This is a genomic window from Devosia sp. SD17-2, from assembly GCF_029201565.1.
Taxonomy (GTDB): domain Bacteria; phylum Pseudomonadota; class Alphaproteobacteria; order Rhizobiales; family Devosiaceae; genus Devosia.
Window position 1 is genome coordinate 2,896,904 of the sequence record NZ_CP104002.1, and the last position, 19,340, is coordinate 2,916,243.

Annotated in this window: 18 protein-coding genes; 6 read left to right on the forward strand and 12 right to left on the reverse strand. The window is 62.6% G+C overall.

Annotated elements, in window-relative coordinates:
* Nucleotides 1–81 precede the first annotated feature (81 nt).
* Nucleotides 82–1,233, reverse strand: coding sequence for a 23S rRNA (uracil(747)-C(5))-methyltransferase RlmC (rlmC, locus tag NYQ88_RS14305; protein ID WP_275651795.1), 1,152 nt, complete (start codon nt 1,231–1,233; stop codon nt 82–84).
* Between the two features lie 57 nt (nt 1,234–1,290).
* Nucleotides 1,291–2,514, reverse strand: coding sequence for an LL-diaminopimelate aminotransferase (locus tag NYQ88_RS14310; RefSeq protein WP_275651796.1), 1,224 nt, complete (start codon nt 2,512–2,514; stop codon nt 1,291–1,293).
* A 418-nt stretch (nt 2,515–2,932) separates the two neighbouring features.
* On the opposite strand from NYQ88_RS14310, the gene NYQ88_RS14315 reads away from it, so the two are divergent.
* Nucleotides 2,933–4,258 carry a glycosyltransferase gene (locus NYQ88_RS14315; protein WP_275651797.1) on the forward strand — a complete coding sequence of 442 codons (1,326 nt, stop codon included), beginning with the start codon at nt 2,933–2,935 and terminating at the stop codon, nt 4,256–4,258.
* Nucleotides 4,259–4,283: 25 nt separating this feature from the next.
* On the opposite strand, the gene NYQ88_RS14320 is transcribed toward NYQ88_RS14315, so the two are convergent.
* The 7 genes from NYQ88_RS14320 to NYQ88_RS14350 all read right to left on the reverse strand — a co-directional run bounded on the left by NYQ88_RS14320 (nt 4,284) and on the right by NYQ88_RS14350 (nt 9,777).
* The gene (locus NYQ88_RS14320; protein ID WP_275651798.1) at nt 4,284–4,934 is read right to left on the reverse strand and encodes an SdpI family protein; all 651 of its coding nucleotides are present in this window, start codon (nt 4,932–4,934) and stop codon (nt 4,284–4,286) included.
* Nucleotides 4,931–5,197, reverse strand: coding sequence for an autorepressor SdpR family transcription factor (locus NYQ88_RS14325; RefSeq protein ID WP_275651799.1), 267 nt, complete (start codon nt 5,195–5,197; stop codon nt 4,931–4,933). The genes NYQ88_RS14320 and NYQ88_RS14325 overlap by 4 nt, the downstream gene beginning before the upstream one ends.
* Before the next feature lie 118 nt (nt 5,198–5,315).
* A complete protein-coding gene (locus tag NYQ88_RS14330; RefSeq protein WP_275651800.1) occupies nt 5,316–6,692 on the reverse strand; it encodes a dicarboxylate/amino acid:cation symporter in 1,377 nt (458 codons plus the stop codon).
* 166 nt (nt 6,693–6,858) lie between these two features.
* Nucleotides 6,859–7,497, reverse strand: a complete 639-nt coding sequence (locus NYQ88_RS14335) for a hypothetical protein (protein WP_275651801.1) — start codon at nt 7,495–7,497, stop codon at nt 6,859–6,861.
* A 150-nt stretch (nt 7,498–7,647) separates the two neighbouring features.
* Nucleotides 7,648–8,130: a 30S ribosomal protein S9 gene (gene rpsI / locus NYQ88_RS14340; protein WP_275651802.1), complete on the reverse strand. Its 483-nt coding sequence runs from the start codon at nt 8,128–8,130 to the stop codon at nt 7,648–7,650.
* A gap of 1 nt (nt 8,131) precedes the next feature.
* Entirely contained in the window at nt 8,132–8,596 is a 465-nt protein-coding gene (gene rplM, locus NYQ88_RS14345; protein WP_275651803.1) for a 50S ribosomal protein L13, read from the reverse strand.
* 134 nt (nt 8,597–8,730) lie between these two features.
* Nucleotides 8,731–9,777: a COX15/CtaA family protein gene (locus NYQ88_RS14350; RefSeq protein WP_275651804.1), complete on the reverse strand. Its 1,047-nt coding sequence runs from the start codon at nt 9,775–9,777 to the stop codon at nt 8,731–8,733.
* A gap of 112 nt (nt 9,778–9,889) precedes the next feature.
* On the opposite strand from NYQ88_RS14350, the gene NYQ88_RS14355 reads away from it, so the two are divergent.
* Complete coding sequence (locus tag NYQ88_RS14355) at nt 9,890–10,111, forward strand: DUF2842 domain-containing protein (RefSeq protein WP_275651805.1); 222 nt, start codon at nt 9,890–9,892, stop codon at nt 10,109–10,111.
* A 6-nt stretch (nt 10,112–10,117) separates the two neighbouring features.
* On the opposite strand, the gene NYQ88_RS14360 is transcribed toward NYQ88_RS14355, so the two are convergent.
* A complete protein-coding gene (locus NYQ88_RS14360; RefSeq protein WP_275651806.1) occupies nt 10,118–11,158 on the reverse strand; it encodes a polysaccharide deacetylase family protein in 1,041 nt (346 codons plus the stop codon).
* 14 nt (nt 11,159–11,172) lie between these two features.
* Entirely contained in the window at nt 11,173–13,440 is a 2,268-nt protein-coding gene (locus NYQ88_RS14365) for a GumC family protein (RefSeq protein ID WP_275651807.1), read from the reverse strand.
* Between the two features lie 150 nt (nt 13,441–13,590).
* Between NYQ88_RS14365 and NYQ88_RS14370 the strand changes: the two genes are divergently transcribed.
* From NYQ88_RS14370 to NYQ88_RS14385, 4 genes are all read left to right on the forward strand, one after another.
* Nucleotides 13,591–14,148 (forward strand): polysaccharide biosynthesis/export family protein, encoded by a 558-nt coding sequence (locus NYQ88_RS14370; RefSeq protein WP_275651808.1) that lies wholly within the window; start codon nt 13,591–13,593, stop codon nt 14,146–14,148.
* 50 nt (nt 14,149–14,198) lie between these two features.
* Nucleotides 14,199–15,296 (forward strand): glycosyltransferase family 4 protein, encoded by a 1,098-nt coding sequence (locus tag NYQ88_RS14375; RefSeq protein ID WP_275651809.1) that lies wholly within the window; start codon nt 14,199–14,201, stop codon nt 15,294–15,296.
* 74 nt (nt 15,297–15,370) lie between these two features.
* On the forward strand, nt 15,371–16,885 hold the full coding sequence (locus tag NYQ88_RS14380) for an undecaprenyl-phosphate glucose phosphotransferase (protein WP_275651810.1): 1,515 nt from the start codon (nt 15,371–15,373) through the stop codon (nt 16,883–16,885).
* Nucleotides 16,882–18,162, forward strand: coding sequence for an O-antigen ligase family protein (locus tag NYQ88_RS14385; protein WP_275651811.1), 1,281 nt, complete (start codon nt 16,882–16,884; stop codon nt 18,160–18,162). Before NYQ88_RS14380 ends, NYQ88_RS14385 begins: the two co-directional genes overlap by 4 nt.
* A 191-nt stretch (nt 18,163–18,353) precedes the next feature.
* Here NYQ88_RS14385 and NYQ88_RS14390 read toward each other — a convergent pair whose 3' ends face one another.
* Entirely contained in the window at nt 18,354–19,334 is a 981-nt protein-coding gene (locus NYQ88_RS14390) for a phosphotransferase (RefSeq protein ID WP_275651812.1), read from the reverse strand.
* Nucleotides 19,335–19,340: the final 6 nt, after the last annotated feature.

The following is a 19,340-nucleotide window of genomic DNA, read 5'->3' on the forward strand; positions in this document are numbered from 1 at the left end:
ATCTGCATAGGAATTCGCCTAGTCGTCAATAGGAGTTTGTCCCCGACCACCGGCTTTCGGGACAAAATTACCGCTGAACGCCTATTGCGCTGGGTGGCGTGTCAGCAGAACCATCGCTTCGTAGTGGTCGGTCTGGGGAAACATATCGAAAAGCCGGATGCGCTCGGGCCTATAGGAAGGCAGGGCAGCGATGTCGCGGGCGAGCGTGACCGCGTTGCAGCTCGAATAGATGATGGTCGCAACGCCGGTCGCTTCGAGCGTTTCGCAGAGCTGGTCACCAAGGCCGCGGCGTGGCGGGTTGACGATTACGACGTCGGGCGGGTTGCCGGCCCCAAGAGCGGTAGCATCGCCGACGGCGAAGGACACGTCGGTGAGGCCGGCCTCGGATGCACTCAGCTGCGCCGACGCGACGGCGGGCGCGCTGATCTCTATGCCATGAACGCGACGACCCGGCGCTGCCACATGGAGGGCGAAGCCCCCTACTCCGCAATAAAGGTCCCAGATCGATCGTGCGCCGCGCTCATCGACCCAGTCCCGCGCCTGGTGATAAAGTCCGATGGCGATGTCGGTATTGGTCTGGAAAAAACTTGCCGGCCGGAGATGAAGGACAATGTCGCCCAGCCGCATCGGCAGGGTTTCGCTACCGGCGAGGAGGATTTCCTCATCCCCTTCCAGCACGGCCTTGTGCTCGGGCAGGAGGTTTGCGGTGACCACGACCAGCTGCGGCAAGGCCGCCAGCAGTTCGGCGAGGTGCTTTTGCATCCGGCCGACAGGCTCGGTGGAGCGCAGCACAAAGCGCAGCATCAGCGCGCCATCGGCAGATTCGGTCAGGAGCACGTGCTTGAGCTCGCCGCGGCGGCTCGGAACATCATAGGGCGCTATGCGGGCGCGCGCGATGAAACGCTTGATCGGCTCGAAGGCCACCCGCAGCCCGTCCGCGAGGATGCCACAACCAGTGAGATCGACCCCATGCTGGGTCGGATCGAGAATACCGAGAGTGGGCGCGTCGGCCGTGCCGCCCACCACCATTTTCGCCTTGTTCCGAAAACCTTCGGGTCGGCTGACCATCGGCGGGAGCCAGACGGCGTCCGGCCAGGCAGCCAGCAGATCTTTGGCGTGCGCCGTCTTGGCGGCGATCTGGTCGTCATAGGGCGTGCCCATAAGGGTGCACGAGCGGCAGACGCCCCGATCGAAGTAGTCGCAGTGCATAACCGTGCTGAGACCTGTTTTCACCCGTCCATCCCACGGTGTCGAAGGAGGCGGCGCGCCGCCCCCTTCAGACGCATAATTTTACTTCGTGCCACCAGCGAGCGGCACCACGTTGCCCTGGTCGCCCTTGGAGCCCAGCAGCTTCTTGATGTTGCGCGCGGCCTGACGGATGCGCTGCTCGTTCTCGACGAAAGCGAGGCGGATGTACTGGTCGCCATATTCGCCAAAGCCGACGCCCGGAGCCACGGCCACACCGGTTTCCTGAACCAGCATCTTGGCAAATTCGAGCGAGCCGAGGTGGGCGAACTGGGCAGGGATCGGCGCCCAGGCAAACATGGTGGCCTTGGGAACCGGAATATCCCAGCCGACGCGACCAAAGCTTTCCACCATGACGTCGCGACGGTGCTTATAGACCTTGCGGACTTCCTCGATGACATCATCGGAGCCATTGAGCGCAGCGACGGCCGCAACCTGGATCGGCGTGAAAGCACCGTAGTCGAGGTAGGATTTCACGCGCGCCAGAGCGGCGATCAGGCGCTCGTTGCCGACGGCAAAGCCAACGCGCCAGCCCGGCATGGAATAGGTCTTCGACATCGAGGTGAACTCCACCGAAATGTCGATCGCGCCCGGCACCTGCAGGATCGACGGCGGCGGCTCCTTCTCGTCGAAATAGATCTCGGAATAGGCGAGATCGGACAGGATCAGGATGTCGTTGGCCTTACAGTACTTGACCACCTCGGTGTAGAAATCGAGGTCGGCCGTGTAGGCGGTCGGGTTGGCCGGGTAGTTCAGCACCAGCGCGATGGGCTTGGGGATCGAGTGACGGACGCCACGATCGAGCGCGCGCATGAAGTCTTCACCCGGCTCAGCCGGCATGGAGCGAACAACGCCGCCCGACATGATGAAGCCGAACGAATGGATCGGATAGGTCGGATTTGGCACCAGCACCACGTCGCCGGGGGCGGTGATGGCCGAAGCCATGTTGGCGAAGCCTTCCTTGGAGCCGAGCGTCGCCACGACCTGCGTGTCGGGGTTCAGCTTCACGCCAAAGCGGCGACCGTAATAACTGGCCTGGGCCTTGCGGAGACCGGAAATGCCACGCGAAGTGGAATAGCGATGGGTGCGACCGTCCTTGACCGTTTCCTGCAGCTTTTCGACGATGTGGTCGGGCGTCGGCATGTCCGGATTGCCCATGCCGAGGTCGATGATATCGACTCCCTCAGCGCGCGCCTTGGCCTTGATCGGGTCGATATGGGCAAAAACATAAGGCGGGAGGCGACGGATACGGTGGAAAACTTCGCTCATGTGATTCCTCGGCGGGCCTCTCAGAGACCCTGATCTTGCCGCGACGCGCTCGGGCGCCAAACCTCGATTATGGGAGGCTGATTATCGCGGAATTATGGTTGCAGACGGGTTAAATCGCCCGGTCCGATTGGGGTTTGCGCTGTATTCGGCTCTTCCCGGCCACGAGCATGGCCATGTGGGAAGAGCTAGCGGGCGCTTGCCGCGTTGGCGGCCGCGGCAACCGCCATCACCTTGCCGGCGAGCTGGGCTCCAACCTTTGCAACAGTGAACGGAGACAGCATGTCTCTTGCCCTTCGGAAGTCATTTTTGTAAGGAAAGCAACGATCGACAGGCTGTTCTTAAATCGTCCTCCGGGTCTTGTAAATGGGCCGCGGGGTTCCGAAGTTCGGAACCGAACGGCGTTAGGTGAGGTTCGAACTTGAAGCGTATTGCCCTGGTGACGATCGGCACGCAAGGCGACGTTCAGCCCTATCTCGCCCTGGCCATTGCGCTTCAGGAGCGCGGATATACGGTTGCACTCGGCGCGACCGAAGAATTCGAGGATCTGGTCACCGGCTACGGGCTTGAGTTCCACTCGCTTGGACCCTCGATCCAGTCCTTCCTCAAGGAATCACGGTTTGAAAGCGCGATGAGCACTTCCATGCTCATCAATGGCCCATCCCTCTTGCGCCAGGGCCAGCAGATCGTCGATACCGCGGCGCGCTCGGCCTGGCGCATGTGCCAGGGCGCTGACGCCATCATCGTCAACATGAACACCAGCTTCGGCATCGACATCGCCGAGGCGCTGAAGATCCCGGCGATCATGACGGCGCTGCAGCCGCTCAACTCGACCAGCGAGTTTCCGCTGTCGATGTATTATGTCGCCGATGACCTCGGCCCCACGCTCAACAAGCTCTCCTATACCGCCGCCACCATGCAGCAGGCCTATTGGAACCTGCCGCGCAATCGCCTGCGCCGCGAGTTGATGGGGCTCGATGCGCGCAATATGGGCGGCGTCTTCACCAATACCGATGGTTCGGCACTCACCACGCTCTACGCCTATTCCACGGCCGTCAGCCCGCGTCCGCGCGACTGGCCCAAGACTGCGCTCGTCACCGGCTACTGGAACCTTCGCGATCGCAGCGGCTGGGAGCCGACGCCGGAATTTGAAGCTTTCCTCTCGGCAGGCGAAGCGCCGGTTTATATCGGATTTGGCTCCATGCCCTTTGGCGCCGAGCGCAATACGCGCATCCTCAAGGAAGCCATGGCGCTCTGGGGCGGCCGCGCCGTCGTCGCACGCGGCTGGGGCGGCATCGATCCACGGGACCTGCCCGATACGATCTTTGCCATCGAAAAAGCACCGCACGACCGTCTGTTCCGCTATGTCAGCGCCGTGGTGCACCATGGCGGTGCCGGCACGACCTCGGCGGGCCTCCACCTCGGGCGCCCGACCTTTGTGGTCCCGCAGGCCATGGACCAGCCATACTGGGGTCGTCGCGTCTATGAGCTGGGCTGCGGCCCCAAACCCATTCGCCTGCGCAAGCTGACGGCAGAAACGCTGGCCCAGTCGCTGACAGATCTCACCAGCAACGAAGCCTATCGCCGCAATGCCGCCGAACTGGCCGAAAAGCTGCGCAGCGAGGATGGTGTCGATCGGGCGATCAAGGTGATCGAGCGTGTCATGGCCAATTTCGTGCCCCGCGCCGCTAAGGTCGAGCGCAAGAAGACCAAGGCCAAAAAGCTCTCACTCAAGAAAGCCGTATAGGGCGACCCGCGTGTCGCCCTCTCTTTTACGCCTGGCCCTGACGGGACAGGCGATAGCTGTAGTACGTGCCGATCAAGAGCGGCCCGAAAATGCAGATGGCGACAATGGCGAGCAGCCAGCTCGTATCCGCAATCAGCACGGCCGCCAGGGCCATACCGCCCCCGCCCACCATCATCAGCATGCCGGAAAGACGGTTTGTCGCCTGCCAGTTTGCCGGATTCTTCATGGTCCAGGGCAAACGCATGCCGGCAAAACCGTTCGGCTGCGACTTGGGCAGGATATTGCCCATCGCGATGAACAGCGCGCCCAGGCCGAAGACGATCACCCGAACCATCTCGAGATTGGAGCCCAGTGTGATGGCAATGGCCCCCGCCTGGATTACCGACATCAGCAGGGTGAAGCCGGCGAAGGCCGTCCGCAGACCTGCGAGGGCCCGTTCACCCTGCGGCCCCCGCTGCAGCACGATCTGAAAGATCACACCCATGACAGCGATCAGCCCGATTGGCATCAGCGGAGCCCAATCGCGCATGAGATAGGCGTCAGCCTTGCCGTCCGGCCCCCAGTGGACCGGCATTTGGGCTTCGGCCGGCACCAGTAGATAGCCGATGATGGTGATGACGATGAGCAACGCCACGCCCGCCAGGACAGATGGACTGACAATATTGGCTTTCTTCATTTCTCTTCCCCCAGCGAAAGCACATCGGCCAGTGCCTGTTCCAGCACCGACGTATTGAGATGGTAGATGAGGCTCGTCCCCTGTCGCTCCACGGCCACGAGCTCCGCTTCCTTGAGCTTGGCAAAGTGGACCGAAAGCGTGGGCCGGCTGATCTCGAAATGATCGGCAAGCTCGCCGGCGCTCATCGGTCCAGTCTTGAGCAGCGCCAGAACCTTGCGCCGCACCGGATGCGAGAGCGCCTCGAAGACGGCGTTGATACCCAAGAACCTCTCCTATTTCGATGCCGCGCTAATTAGCGTTTTGCCTAATTAGCGTCAAGGCGAAATATATATGCAAAAAAGGGGAGGCTTGCGCCTCCCCCAGTACGGAGATGGGGATTTCTTATTCCGCCGGCACCGCGTTGGGTTCAATATCGAGCGCTTCGATGCTCTCGCCGCGGTCGTATGTGGCCTGGTCGAGAATGCCCTCGCGCTTGGCGACGATGGTCGGCACGAGCGCCTGGCCGGCGACGTTGACTGCGGTGCGGCCCATATCGAGGATCGGGTCGACGGCGAGCAAGAGGCCGACGCCTTCAAGCGGCAGACCGAGGGTCGACAGCGTCAGGGTGAGCATGACAGTCGCGCCGGTGAGGCCGGCCGTGGCTGCCGAGCCGATGACCGAGACGAAGACGATCAGCAGATAGTGCTCGATGCCAAGGCTGATGCCGAAGAACTGGGCGACGAAAATCGCCGAGATCGCCGGATAGATGGCCGCGCAACCGTCCATCTTCGTGGTCGCACCAAGCGGCACGGCAAAGGAGGCATATTCGCGCGGCACGCCGAGGTTCTTCTCAGTGATGCGTTCGGTGACCGGCAGCGTGCCGATGGAGGAACGCGACACGAAGGCGAGCTGAATCGCCGGCCAGGCGCTCTGGAAATAGCGGATGGGGTTGAGGCCATTGGCCTGCAACAGCACCGGGTAGACAACGAAGAGCACGAGGGCGAGGCCGATATAGATGGCGGCCGAATACCACCCCAGCTGCGCCAGCGCATCCCAGCCATAGACGGCGACGGCATTGCCCAGGAGGCCGATGGTGCCGATCGGCGTCAGGCGAATGACCCACCACAGGATCTTGTGGACGATCTTGAGGAAGGAGCGGTTGAAGGCGAGGAACGGATCGGCGGCCGGACCAACGCGCAGGGCGGCGATGCCGACAACGATGGAGATCACGAGGATCTGCAGCACGTTGAAGTTGAGGCTGGTCGTAGCGCCGCTATCGGTCACGCGGGTCGACGCCTGCAGACCAAAGATGTTGGACGGAATCAGCCCCTTGAGGAAATCGAGCCAGGACCCGGTCGAGGACGGCGCGCGGGCAGCGGCTTCGGTGACGGCGGTGTTGATCCCCGGCTGAATGATGAGGCCGAGCGCAATGCCGATGGCCACGGCGATCAGCGCAGTGATGGCGAACCAGAGCAGTGTCTGCCAGACGAGCTTGGCCGCATTGTTGAGTTCGCGCAGATTGGCGATCGAGGCGACAATGGCGGTAAAGACCAGCACCGGCACCAGCGCACGCAGCAGCGAGACGAAGGACGAGCCGATGGTCGACAACGTCTGGGTGAGCCAGTTGGCGTTGCCGGCGGCATCGGGACCGATATTGCGGGCGATGAAGCCAAGGATCAGGCCGACCACCATGGCCGCGAGGACCTGGAAGCCAAAGCTTGCGTAAAAGGGCTTGGGAGCACGCGGCGCTCGCGCCGCCGAAACGGTTGTGGGAGACATGAAAGGTGACCTTTGAGCTGACAGGCCAGCGCGTTCTCTGACGCTCGCCTGCGGGTTGCCCAAAACTTACGCCTGCCCTCCACCGAAAGCAGCGCATGGCATTCCATTTCCTTCCAAACGCGAGGAAATTCCTAATGCCGGCGCAATGGATTGGAGATCGAACGTCTCAGAGGGGCCGCGTGACGAGACTCACGAGCCCGGCCAGCAAAGGCAACAGCAGCAGGCTGAGGGCGTATGACGTCACCAATACGCCCAGCCCCGGATCGGCCCAGGCGAGCACAGCAAGCCCCATACCGGCAAGGAAAGTCGCGACGCCCGTCACGCGATGAACGATAACCCATGCCCGGTCGGACGGCACCGGCCAGGGCAGGCGCAATCCACCATAGGAGTGGCGTTCGGCACCATAGAGCACGATCCCCAGCAGCATCAAAACGGCGCCAAGGCCGAAGCCGGCAAAGCGAATGAGGTCGAGGTCGGAGCCGATCCCCGCGAACAGCAGGCCAAGCTGGCAAAAGGACGGCACGGCGAGCAGCAGGGTCAGGGCCGGATCGAGGATATGGCGGGTCTTGGCGAGGTGGTTTTTCGTCAAGGCGCGCCCCAGCAGGTAAAACACCGCGATCAGCCCGACTTCTATCAGCGGCGCCGCGGCCAGCGCCAAATCGCGCGGCCAGACCCAGTCGGCCACGCTGCCGCTCCAGTGCGCTACAAAGGCGAAGCTTTCCGGCACATGGAGGAGCGCCACACCCGTGGTCGCGAGGGTGACGAAAAAAATGAGGAGATGAAAGCGGGTAACGAGGCTGGGCATGGACGGGCTCTATCGGCAGTACCCATATGGAGAGCGCTGGGCGGCTTGACCAGCCTGTCGGGCAAGGAAATTGCGCCCTCCCCGCACACCCTCCAAAAACAAAGGGGCCGGTTTCCCGACCCCTCTGCAAATCTGGCAAGTTCGAAAAGCTTAGCGCTTCGAGAACTGGAACGAACGACGGGCCTTGGCCTTGCCGTACTTCTTGCGTTCCACGACGCGGCTGTCGCGGGTCAGGAAGCCGCCCTTCTTCAGAACCGGACGCAGGGTCGGTTCGAAGTAGGTCAGTGCCTTGGAGATGCCGTGGCGGATCGCACCGGCCTGGCCGGACAGACCACCACCAGCAACGGTGACGTTGACGTCATACTGGTCGAGGCGCTCGGAAGCGACGATCGGCTGCTTGACGATCAGCTGCAGAACCGGACGAGCGAAGTACTTCGCAAATTCACGGCCGTTGACGGTGACCTTGCCCTTGCCGGGCTTGATCCAGACGCGAGCGACGGCGTTCTTGCGCTTGCCGGTGGCATAGGCGCGGCCGAGGCTGTCGAGCTTCTGTTCGTGAACGGGAGCAGCGTTGACGGCGGGTGCGCCGGCAGCAGTGCCGAGATCTTCGAGAGAGTTGATGGTGTCGGCCATGTTACTTCACCCGGACGTTCTTGGGGTTCATCGCGCCGACGTCGAGAGCGGTCGGGTTCTGTGCGACATGGGGGTGCTCGGAACCGGCATAGACGCGCAGGTTCTTGAGCTGGGCGCGGGTCAGCGGGCCACCGGGCATCATGCGACGCACGGCGTTTTCCAGCACGCGGTTCGGGAAACGACCCTCGAGCAGTTCGCGCGCGGTACGGTCCTTGATGCCGCCGGGGTAACCGGTGTGCCAGTAGAAGCGGTGCTGGTCGAGCTTGCGACCGGTCAGCTTCACCTTGTCAGCATTGATGACGATGATATTGTCACCCATGTCCATGTGAGGCGTAAAAGTCGCCTTGTGCTTGCCGCGCAGACGCGAGGCAATGATCGAAGCAAGACGACCCACCACCAGCCCTTCGGCGTCGATGAGGATCCACTGCTTTTCGATCTCGCTCGGTTTTGCCGAGTAAGTGCTCATAATCGAAATCCCTAAGATTCAGGCAGTCGATCCACAGGGAACCGACCAGTTCGGTGGGGTCTTTAGGAGGGATTCGACACGCCGTCAACCCCACCTAAAAAGTCATTTAAAAACAACAGCTTACAAATGCGGTATTATTTTACCGTACCGAGAGCGTGTGTTTTCGTCATATCGGCCAGATACGCCGCGATTGCGGAGGCCAGAATGAAGGCGAGACCCTGGTGCGCGACCGCCAGATCGATATTGATCTTGGAGAGCAGCGTCGCGATGCCGAGGGCAACCTGGGCCACGACCAGAGCCATGATCACCACCAGCCAGCGATGCACACCCGAGAAGCCATGGTTCCGGGCCTGCAGCCACACCATCACCGCCGCATAGATGGTGATGAGATAGGCCAGCATGCGGTGGTTGAACTGCACCGTCAGACCGTCTTCGAAATGGCTTAACCACGCCGGATCATGGGCATAAAGACCATCGGGAATGAACTTGCCTTCCATCAGCGGCCAGGTGTTGAAGCCCATGCCCGCCTGGATACCGGCGACAAAGGCACCAGCGGCGATCTGGATTACGAGCAGCCCGAGAAGGATGGCCGCGGCCCATTTGTTGAAGCTGGTGACGGTATTCTCTACCGGCTCGGGCCGCATTCGTCGGGCCACCCAGATCAATGCCAACAACAGGATCAAGGCCGCTGTCAGATGGGTCGCCAGGCGATATTGCGACACAGAGGTCAATTCGGTGAGGCCGGACGAGACCATCCACCAGCCCAGAAAGCCCTGAAAACCACCCAGAATGAAAAGACCGGCCAGCGGCAGGGTCATGTCCGACGTCAGGCGGCGCTGGAACAGGAAGACAAGGAAGGGAATGGCGAAGGCAAAGCCGATGATCCGGCCGAGGAACCGATGGCCCCACTCCCACCAGAAAATGCCCTTGAAGTCCTCAAGGGTCATCCAGTGATTGTAGACCTCATACTGCGGGATCAGCTTGTAGCCTTCGAACTCGGCCTGCCAGTCCGCCTGGGTCAGCGGCGGGATGATGCCCGATATGGGCTTCCAGGTGGTGATCGACAGGCCCGAACCGGTGAGGCGGGTCATTCCCCCCACCATCACCATGGCGAGAACCATCGCGGCCATAATATAAAGCCAGATCCGCACGGGGCGGAGGCGGTCACCAACAATACTCACTTTGCCGGGTGCGGCATCCTGCAAGGTCGTCACAGCGATCTTTCTGGTATCGAAGAAACTGGCGCAGTGGTAATCCCGGGGGCATGTTCCCGCAACAGTCCAGATGCCGCACATGACCCAGCGTAATCGCAAATTGATCGGCGCGTTCCTGATCGTCGCCTCAATCGTGGCGTGGTCGGTCTTGGCGACATCGATCTACCTTGCCCTGCCGGAGGGCCTGCCCGGGCTCGTCCTGATCCTCTACTTCATCATTGCCGCCATGGGCTGGCTGCTTCCGGCCATGTGGCTGGTGCGTTGGATGGCGCGACCGGACGCGGAGCGCCGGGCCGGCTAAAGGACCCTACCCCATCACCCGACCCATCTGGGTGAAGAGGCCACCGCTGGCAAAAATGTCGACATAGCGCCGCTGCTGGAAAAGCCCGTTCAGCGAAATGCGCGGCAGGGCGGTGAGACTAGCGAGGTGGGCGGGATAGAGCCCTCCCGGGCGCGTCGTCACCGCGGTGCGGAACCCAAGCTCGGTCGCCAGCGCGAATTCCCGCGGCCCGCACGAGAGCGGCCCACCGAGCGGATAGGAAAAGTGCATCGGCCGTTGGCCGAGCTTCGCTTCCAGGATTTCGGCGGATCGCGCCATTTCCGAACGCGCTTCCTCGGCGGGCAGTTTTGCCAGTTCGTAGTGGTTCACCGTATGCGCGCCGATGGTGCAGAGCGGATCGCTCGCCACCGTCATCAACTCCTGCCAGTCCATGATCAGATCGCGGCACTGCTGCGCGAGATCATAGCCATAGTTTTCGGTGAATTGGGCGAGCAGATGCCGGCGCTCCGGCTCTGGCAGTTTTCGCATGCGCCAGTAGATCCGGTCGAATGCCTCGCTCTTCTGCGCCGCGGTCCGTATATCAAGGTATTCGGTCTCGCCGTTCTCCGAGAAGGCGACAGCCTCCTGGCGGGCGATGATATCTTCGATGGCCTGCCACCACAGCTGACCGGTCCCATCGACGAAGGCGGTCGGAACATAGAGCGTGAAGGGGGCTGCGTGCTTTCTCAGCACCGGCAGGGCATGGACGAGATTGTCACGATAGGCATCGTCGAAGGTGAGGACGACAAACCTGCGCCCCGCAGTCTTCGCGGCGAGCCGGTCGACGGCCTCATCGAGCGTGACAATATCCATGTCGAGCCCCCGCACGCGCTCGACGACGTAGTCGAGAAAGCCCGGCTCGATCTGCAGAATGGCATTGGGCGAGAACGCCGCGGGCTTGTTCGGCAGCACGCGGTGGAGGGTGAAGATCACCCCGCGTGATGCTGACAGGGCGCGGGAAAGTTGCGGCAGCCGCGCCAACCACAAGGCTTCAAAGGCAGCACGAATTGCGGTGTATTTTAGCGACATCGCTATCCGACCGGCTAGGCGGCCAGATCGGCCAGAGCGGCGATCTCAACCTTGGGCAAGCCGGCATCGAGCAATTGGCGTCGAATGTCATTGGCCTCATCGGTCTCTTCCGAATTGGCAGCCACCAGCACGACGCGACCACCAAGATCGGCAAAGAGCGGCAGGCTGGAACGCCCGGCAACCCGCCCCGTCAGCACCACCACAACCTCATAGATGTCGCCCAAGGCCTCAACGAGGGTGATCGGACGGGCGGAATTGCGGTCGATGGCGTCCCCCTGCCCCCAGGCGATCTCGGCAAAACTGCTGGAGGCCGATTTCTGCACGATATCGCCAAAGCTCACGGCGCCGGCGCTGAGGTCGGACAGACCGGGGATCGGGCCAACCCGGCCGCTACCGGCGTCGACGAGTGCCACGCTGAGCCCCTTGGACAGGGCATCGTTGATCAGTTCGCGCGCCAGGGTTTCGCTGGGCAAGTCGCGGCCATAGTCGGCCAGCAACAGAAGATGGGTGCGCCCGAGCACCAGATCGGCCGCGAGGTCGGCGTAGCGCACCATGCCCGGAACGCTTTGGCGCGGCGGAGCGGGTGGCGGTGGCACGGCCTCTTCCGGAGGCGCAGCGCGTTCGCGGCGTTCGGTCAGTTCCTTGAGGAGCGCGCGGGTATCGCTCGAAGCAATGTCCGCCACGTCGCTGGCATCGCGGGACAGGAGGCTCTGCGGCTCGGTGCGGAGAGACGGCTCGTCTTCGCTCGCAGCCTCGGGCTGCGGTGGGGTTTCGACCACGGGCAGCTGGGTTTCAACCGCAGCAGCCGGGACGACAGAAGCAACAGGAGCCACGGGCTCAACAGGATCGGCCACGGCAACCGGAGCCGCCGGAGCAAAGCCGTGAACGGGCCGGAGTGCGCGGCCGGACAGCAGTTCGCTGAAAATGGCGACGCCAACCTGGCCTGCCAGCGCCACAAAACCGACAGCCGCAAGGATCAGCGCGGTCTTGGGCGACGCCGGCACGACGGAGGGCGCAGCTTCGGTTACGACACGCACGTCTGGCAGCGTCGAATTGGTATCGACGCGCGATGAGGCTTCCGTATAGCGCAGGAGATAGGCCTCGAGCAGGTCGCGCTGGGCCTTGGCTTCGCGCTCAAGCCCGTCGAGCGCCACTGTGTCGCGGGTGGCCGTCGAGGCGGTCTGCTTAAGCCGGTCGAGATCGGCTGTGAGCGTAGCTTCAAGATTGCCCTCGACCTTACCCTCGGCTTCCAGCGTCTCGGCAACGCGCATGCCTTCCTGACGGATCTGGGTTTCGAGCTCGCGCAGCTGGGAATCGATGGCGCGGATGGTGGGATGATTGGGCAGCAGCGTCGCCGACAGCTGGGCGCGCTCACCCTGCAGGCGGACCTTCTCCTGGCTCAGCTGCTGAACGACGGCGGAGGCGCGCACATCGGTCACCCCATCAATGGGCTGGCCGCTGAGCAAGAGGTCGCGGATCAGCGCGGCGCGGCCGAGCGCAGTATTCTTGCGCTCCTGAGCCGTGGCGATCTGGGTGGAGATGGTCGAAAGCTGCTGGTCGAGCAGGCTGGTGCTGTTGGCGCCGACATAAAGATCATTGTCGACCTTGAACTGGGCCACGGCGGATTCGGCCTGTTCCACCGAAATGCGCAGGCGGGCGATTTCCTCATTGAGCCAGCCGGAGGCGTCGGCGGTGTCGGAGAGCGAGAGCTGCGCCCGGCGCACCACATGGGCGCGCGCCACCGCATTGGCGATATCGGCGGCAAGCTGCGGATCGGTCGAACGCACCAGCACGCTGATAATGCGCGAGTCGCGCTCCTGCACCACGGTCATGCGATCATAGAGCGTATTGAGCACTGTTTCGTCGATGCTGACGGGCCGGTTGCTGCGGCCCAGCAGCTGCATCAGCACGCCCATCGGCGAAAAGCCCGACTGCGAGCCGTTGAATTCGGCCTTGGAGCGCAGGTCGAGTTCATCGATGACTCGCAGCAGTGTATCGCGTGATTTGATCAGCTCGATCTGGCTGGAAACAACGCCGGTATCGGCCCCGCCGGCGCTGGGCATCTGCTCGTTGGAGGCGCGCACGAAGGCGTTGGACCGCGGCTCCACCAGAATAGAGGCAGATGATTCATAGAGCTTGGGCATGAACATCAGCACGACAAAAGTCGCTGCCAGCAGCACCAGAGTAACCAGGATAATTCGGGGCAGTTTCCGCCCCAGCGCACCCATCACCGCTGCAATGTCAATTCGCGCATCGCGCATGCTGGGCGCATCCAGAGTCATGTCAGGTCCTCACCGAGACCAGAGTTATCACCCTGCGTAGTCAAGATTACGTTAATCGGCCCCGCAAAACGGGCTGCACCGCAAGGGCATAAGGGAAATCTTAACCATAAAGAACAACACTGTGGCCAACTCGAACGCGCGGGATTCCCAATGCGCTGGCTACCCATTCTCGCTGTTACACTGCTGATGCCGCTGGCGGCATGCTCCACGACGTCCTCTCTGCCCTCGACCTATACGGTCGAGACCAAGGGCGTCTATTCGCTCGACACCGGCGATGTAGTGCGAGTGTCCGTCTATGGCGATGCCGAGTTGACCAATACCTATCGCGTCAATGACGCCGGCGCGATTGCTTTCCCGCTTGTCGGCGCTGTGCAGGTGCGCGGCCAGACCACCAGCGTCGCGGCTTCGCGTATCGCGGCCGCGCTGGCCAATGGCTTCATGCGCAATCCCAATGTGGCCGTGGAAGTTGCCGAATACCGCCCCTTCTTCATCCAGGGTGAAGTGCGCACCTCAGGTCAGTTCCCCTATGTCTATGGCATGACCGCCCGCGCCGCGATCAGCACGGCTGGTGGCTTCAACGACACCGCGGACCGCAGCAAGGTCACGGTCTATCGCCGCAAGGGCAATGAGATGGTCAAGGGCACGGTCGAGCTCGACTTCCCGCTCTCCCCCGGCGACACCATCGTCGTCAACGAGCGCTGGTTCTAAACCCCTTGTCGCAGCTCGGCGCGAACAGCCAACTACGCGTCCTCCAGATCATGCGCGCGCCCGTCGGCGGGCTTTTTCGCCATGTCGCCGATCTGACGCGCGCGCTCGACGGCATGGGTCATGACGTCGGCATCGTCGTTGACAGCCTCGCCAGCGACGCCCAGACTGAGACCCGCCTCGCCGCCCTCGTGCCGCATGCCAGGCTCGGCATTCATCGCCTGCCGATGCCGCGCCTCCTTGGCCCGGGCGATCTCACTACGCCGTTGGCCGTGCGCAGCCTCGCCAAAAAGCTCGAGATCGACATTCTGCATGGCCATGGCGCGAAAGGCGGCTTTTATGCCCGCCTCGCCCGCATCGGCAATGCCAAGGCCCGCGCTCTCTATACGCCCCATGGCGGGGTGCTGCATTTTTCCGCCAGCTCCGCATCGGGAAAACTGTTTCACCGGCTCGAACGCGGGCTGATGCCGCAAACCGCGGCAATCATCTTTGAGAGCGCCTACGCTAGAACAACATACTCTCGCCTCATCGGCCCGCCCACCTGCCCGGTCGCTGTCATCCACAATGGCGTGGCGCCGGAAGAATTCGTGCCGGTTGCGACCGATGTGGATGCCGCCGATTTCGTCTTTGTCGGCGAACTGCGCGATCTCAAGGGCATCTTCCCGCTGGTCGAGGCGATGACCGGCCTCACCCGGCCCGATGGCACTCCCGCAACCCTTATCATGGCCGGCGACGGCCCGGATCGCGCCGCGCTCGAAACAAGGCTCGCCGAGCTCAACCTCACGACCCGCGTCAGCCTCGTCGGTGCCCAACCCGCCCGGGCCATGTTCGCGCGCGGCAAGACGGTGGTCGTGCCATCGCTGGCCGAGTCCCTGCCCTACATTGTTCTGGAAGCTGCAGCGGCCGGGAAGCCGCTGATCACCACCAATGTCGGCGGCATTCCAGAGATCTTTGCCGGCGAGACCGATCTCCTGCTTGCCCCCTGCGACGTCGGATCACTGTCGCACGCAATGCAGTCAACACTGGACACCCCTGCCGTGACGCGGGCCCAGGCCGAACAGCGACGCGAGGGGATCGCGGCCCAATTCGCAGTGGCCCCGATGAGCACTGCCATAGAACAGCTCTACCGGACTGCGCTGTCGCAATCCTAGGAGACGATTTCACTGAACATAAAGGTCTGTGACGCAGTATCGGTCATCTAGTGTATTGAGTACTGGTGCCACTGATGTTTCGTGTCGACCCAAAGCAGGCCATTTCCGGCCATGCCTCGCGCGAGGCCAATCCCGGCACCCCACTGTCCGTCCCCGCCGAAGAGATCATCGCGCGCCCGGTTGAGCGCACCTATTCGGGCAATGTCATCTCCGGCGTGGCCCAGCTGGTGGAAGCAGGTCTGCTGATCGCCCTTGGCTTTGGCATCCAGGCCGCCTATGTGCCGCCGGGCGACGAGACGCTCTATACAATCCTCATTGTCGTTGCGGCCTTCCTCAACAATATCGGGCTCAATGCCCTGCGCACCCACCGCGTGCCGGCCTATCGCCGCGTTGTCGGCCAGGTGGGTCGCGTCCTTGCAGTCTGGGCCTCGGTGATGGCCATCCTCACCGCCGTCATCTTCTTCCTCAAGGCCGGCGACATGGTGTCCCGCGTCTGGCTGATGACCTGGTTCATTGCCGGAGCGGTCCTGCTGATCTGCTACCGCATGCTGCTGCATACGCTGGTGCAGCACTGGACCCGCCAGGGCCGGCTCAAGCGCCGCACGGTCATTGTCGGTGGCGGCAAGGATGCCGAAGTGCTGATCGAGCAGATCAATGCCGGTGCGGACAAGGACATAAACCTCCTCGGCCTCTTCGATGATCGCATCGATGAGCGTTCGCCTGACGAGGTGGCTGGCTACTACAAGCTGGGCAAGGTCTCGAGCCTCATCGAATTTGCCCGCCGCACGCCGGTCGATCTCGTCATCGTCTCCATGCCGCTCTCGGCTGAAAAGCGGGTCCTCGACATGCTAACCCAGCTCTGGGTGCTGCCGGTCGACATCCGCCTCTCCGCCCACATGAGCAAGCTCAAATTCACCGACAAGGCCTATTCCTATATCGGTGGCGTCGCCGTCCTCGACATGGCCGACCGCCCGATCTCGGACTGGAACCTCGTGTTCAAATGGGGGTTCGACAAGCTGGTCGCCGTCACGGCGCTGGTCTTGCTCTCGCCGATCATGCTGGCCGCGGCCATCGCCATCAAGCTCGAGAGCAAGGGCCCGGTGTTCTTCGTGCAGAAGCGCCATGGCTTTAACAACCAGCTGATCAATATCTACAAGTTCCGCTCCATGCGGACCGACACGCTCGATGCCAATGCGGCCAAGCTCGTGACCAAGGACGATCCGCGCGTTACCCGCGTCGGCAAGTTCATCCGCAAGACCTCGATCGACGAGCTGCCGCAGCTGTTCAACGTGCTCAAGGGCGAGCTGTCCATTGTCGGCCCCCGCCCCCACGCGCTTCAGGCCAAGGCCGAGAACCAGCTCTATTACGAGGCGGTGGAAGGCTATTTCGCGCGGCATCGCGTCAAGCCGGGCATGACCGGCTGGGCCCAGATCAATGGCTGGCGCGGCGAGACCGACACGATCGACAAGATCATGCAGCGCGTGAACCACGACCTCTACTACATCGAGAACTGGTCGCTGCTGCTCGATCTCTATATCGTCGCGATGACCCCGGTATCCCTTTTTGCCAAGAGCGAGAACGCCTATTGAGCCTGTCTGCCCCCTTCGATACCGCCTTCGTCGGTTCGAAAGAGGCGGCGCAGGCTTTTGTGCGCAAGAAGGCCCAGCGCCTCCTCGACGTGATGGTGGCACTGTGGATCTTTGCGGGCGGCATCGTCCTTATCGAGCCCTCGCCCTATGAGTTGATGTTCGTGCTGGTCCTGCCCGTCGCCGTCATGGCGGGGGTTGGGCTCTACCGATCGACGCTCGGCCTGCTGGCGATCATCCTGGGGTTCATCCCCTTTGCGCTGATTGCCGTCTTCCAGGTCCAGTTCACACCGCTCACAGACGCGCTGATCTTCACTCTGGTGACGATCTTTCTCCTCAGCACCTCCTATTTCGCCGCCAATTACGTCGCGGAGGACACGATCCGCCGGATGCGGCTGATCATGGCCGCTTATACCGCCATCGCCGTGCTCCTCGCCATCATCGGCACGCTGGCCTATCTGCGGCTCATGCCCGGCGCCGACCTCTTCCTGCGCTATGGACGCGCCAAGGCGACGTTCAAGGATCCAAACGTCTTTGCGCCCTTCCTGATCCTGCCCGCCATGTTTGCCCTGCAGCGCGTGCTGCTGTTGCGCGGCTGGCCCGCGATCATCGCCGGTGGCGTCTACCTCGTGCTCTTCGTTGGAGTGTTCGTCAGCTTCTCCCGCGCCGGATGGGGGCATTTTGCGGCCTCATCGATCATCACGCTCGTCCTCGTCTTCGTCCTGGAAGCAGGCGCGCGCGACAAGGTGCGGATCATGATGATGTCGCTGGTCGGGGCCGCAATGCTTGTGGTGGCGCTCGGGGGCCTGCTCTCGATCCCCGCCGTTTACAAGCTCTTTGAAACCCGCTTCGCCACCCAAAGCTACGACACCGGCGAAACCGGTCGCTTCGGCCGCCAGGGCTATGCCTTCGAGCTGGCACTCGACCATCCCAGGGGACTGGGGCCAGGAGAGTTCCGCAATTTGCGCATCATCGAGGAGCCACACAATGTCTATGTTTCAGTGCTCCATAATTACGGCTGGGGCGGCGGTGTCCTCTTCTACCTGCTGATCGGCGTCACACTCTGGAAGGGATTTACGTCGATCCTGCGTCCCTCGCCTTACCGGCTGCTCGCCATACCGCTCCTTGCGACATTTTCAATGCTGGCTGCCGAGTCGTTGATCATCGACTCCGACCACTGGCGGCATCTGTTCCTGCTGATCGGTCTGGTCTGGGGCGTCTCAAGCGCCATCGACAACGATCCACGCACCAACGTCCGCCGCGAAGAGGCTCTCATTTAGGACAGCCTTCTTATAGGATACCTTTCTGACGCAGGCCCCTCGCCTCCATCGCCCCTCGCCCCTCAGGGGAGAGGGTCAGGGTGAGGGGTGAAGACTTCAGAGTGGGCACAGACCAGCGATCTCACCGTACCTTCGTCATCACCCGGCTCATCCTGGTGATCCACGGCGCGACGACATGGCACCTTAAGCCCCTAACCCCAGATCGGCCCGCGTATGAAGCGTTCGGCGAGATCGGCGCTGCCTTCGGCATAGCCGTCCATATGGGTCTGGGCGAGATTGGTCTCAGCATGCGAGCCAATCCAGGCCAAGAGGGCCATGCGCCGCAACATCACCATGGCGTCGAGCATGGCGATATCTTCACCGCTGAGCGCCCGCACACTCTGATAGCCTTCCACCCACGCTGCCTTCAGCGCCGGAATATTGGCCTGCGTCTCATGGAAAGAGACCGCGGCAGCAAAGTCATAGGCGAACCAGCAAAAGCCGCTGTCGTCGAAATCGATCAGGCTGATGTGGCTGCCTTCGACCAGCAGATTTCCAAGCCGCATGTCGGCATGGATCAAGCCATAGCGATCCGCGCCAGTACCATAGTCCGCCAGCCGCTGCGCGAGATCGACACAGAGCCGGTCGAGCACCTCCCGCACCCGGGCATCCACCCCCGGCGTGACGCGCCAATCGCCCCAGAGCCCGTCGACATCAAGGATGGTGGCGGCGTTCCACACCTGCCGCTCAAAGCCGGCCGGCGGTGTCCAGCTCATGACATGAAGGTGCATCCGCGCGGCATAGGTGCCGAGTGTGCGGAACAGCGGGACGAGATCCTCGTCCGGTCCGGGCTCACGCCCGGCGATAAAGCGGAACAACACGCCACGGCGCTGCTCGCCAGCGGGCGTCTCGAAATTCTGCAGCAGCGCGCCATCGCGACCCGCGACCGGCTCGCTGATAGGCAGGTCCGTGTCGCGGCGGAGCGCCGCAAGCCAGGCCAGCTCGCTGTTTATTGAAATTTCGGTCTGATATTCGGGCCGATTCACGCGCAGCATGAACGGCTCACCGCCGTCGCAATCGATGCGAAAGGTCTCGTTTTCAGAGTGATTGACGAGGTGTGCGTCGCGGACATGGCCAGCAAGCTGCGGCCAGAGCGAGAAGGCGGGCTCGATGTCGCTTTTCGTCAGCGCCATTTTTCC

What these genes read in the sequence shown, in the direction of transcription:
- rpsI (WP_275651802.1), bottom strand. Translation starts at nt 8,130, where the DNA reads ATGGCCGACACCATCAACTCTCTCGAAGATCTCGGCACTGCTGCCGGC.
- NYQ88_RS14310 (WP_275651796.1), bottom strand. Translation starts at nt 2,514, where the DNA reads ATGAGCGAAGTTTTCCACCGTATCCGTCGCCTCCCGCCTTATGTTTTT.
- rplM (WP_275651803.1), bottom strand. Translation starts at nt 8,596, where the DNA reads ATGAGCACTTACTCGGCAAAACCGAGCGAGATCGAAAAGCAGTGGATC.
- NYQ88_RS14335 (WP_275651801.1), bottom strand. Translation starts at nt 7,497, where the DNA reads ATGCCCAGCCTCGTTACCCGCTTTCATCTCCTCATTTTTTTCGTCACC.
- NYQ88_RS14370 (WP_275651808.1), top strand. Translation starts at nt 13,591, where the DNA reads ATGCGCTGGCTACCCATTCTCGCTGTTACACTGCTGATGCCGCTGGCG.
- NYQ88_RS14360 (WP_275651806.1), bottom strand. Translation starts at nt 11,158, where the DNA reads ATGTCGCTAAAATACACCGCAATTCGTGCTGCCTTTGAAGCCTTGTGG.
- NYQ88_RS14380 (WP_275651810.1), top strand. Translation starts at nt 15,371, where the DNA reads ATGTTTCGTGTCGACCCAAAGCAGGCCATTTCCGGCCATGCCTCGCGC.
- NYQ88_RS14330 (WP_275651800.1), bottom strand. Translation starts at nt 6,692, where the DNA reads ATGTCTCCCACAACCGTTTCGGCGGCGCGAGCGCCGCGTGCTCCCAAG.
- NYQ88_RS14355 (WP_275651805.1), top strand. Translation starts at nt 9,890, where the DNA reads ATGACCCAGCGTAATCGCAAATTGATCGGCGCGTTCCTGATCGTCGCC.
- NYQ88_RS14320 (WP_275651798.1), bottom strand. Translation starts at nt 4,934, where the DNA reads ATGAAGAAAGCCAATATTGTCAGTCCATCTGTCCTGGCGGGCGTGGCG.
- NYQ88_RS14375 (WP_275651809.1), top strand. Translation starts at nt 14,199, where the DNA reads ATGCGCGCGCCCGTCGGCGGGCTTTTTCGCCATGTCGCCGATCTGACG.
- NYQ88_RS14390 (WP_275651812.1), bottom strand. Translation starts at nt 19,334, where the DNA reads ATGGCGCTGACGAAAAGCGACATCGAGCCCGCCTTCTCGCTCTGGCCG.
- NYQ88_RS14365 (WP_275651807.1), bottom strand. Translation starts at nt 13,440, where the DNA reads ATGACTCTGGATGCGCCCAGCATGCGCGATGCGCGAATTGACATTGCA.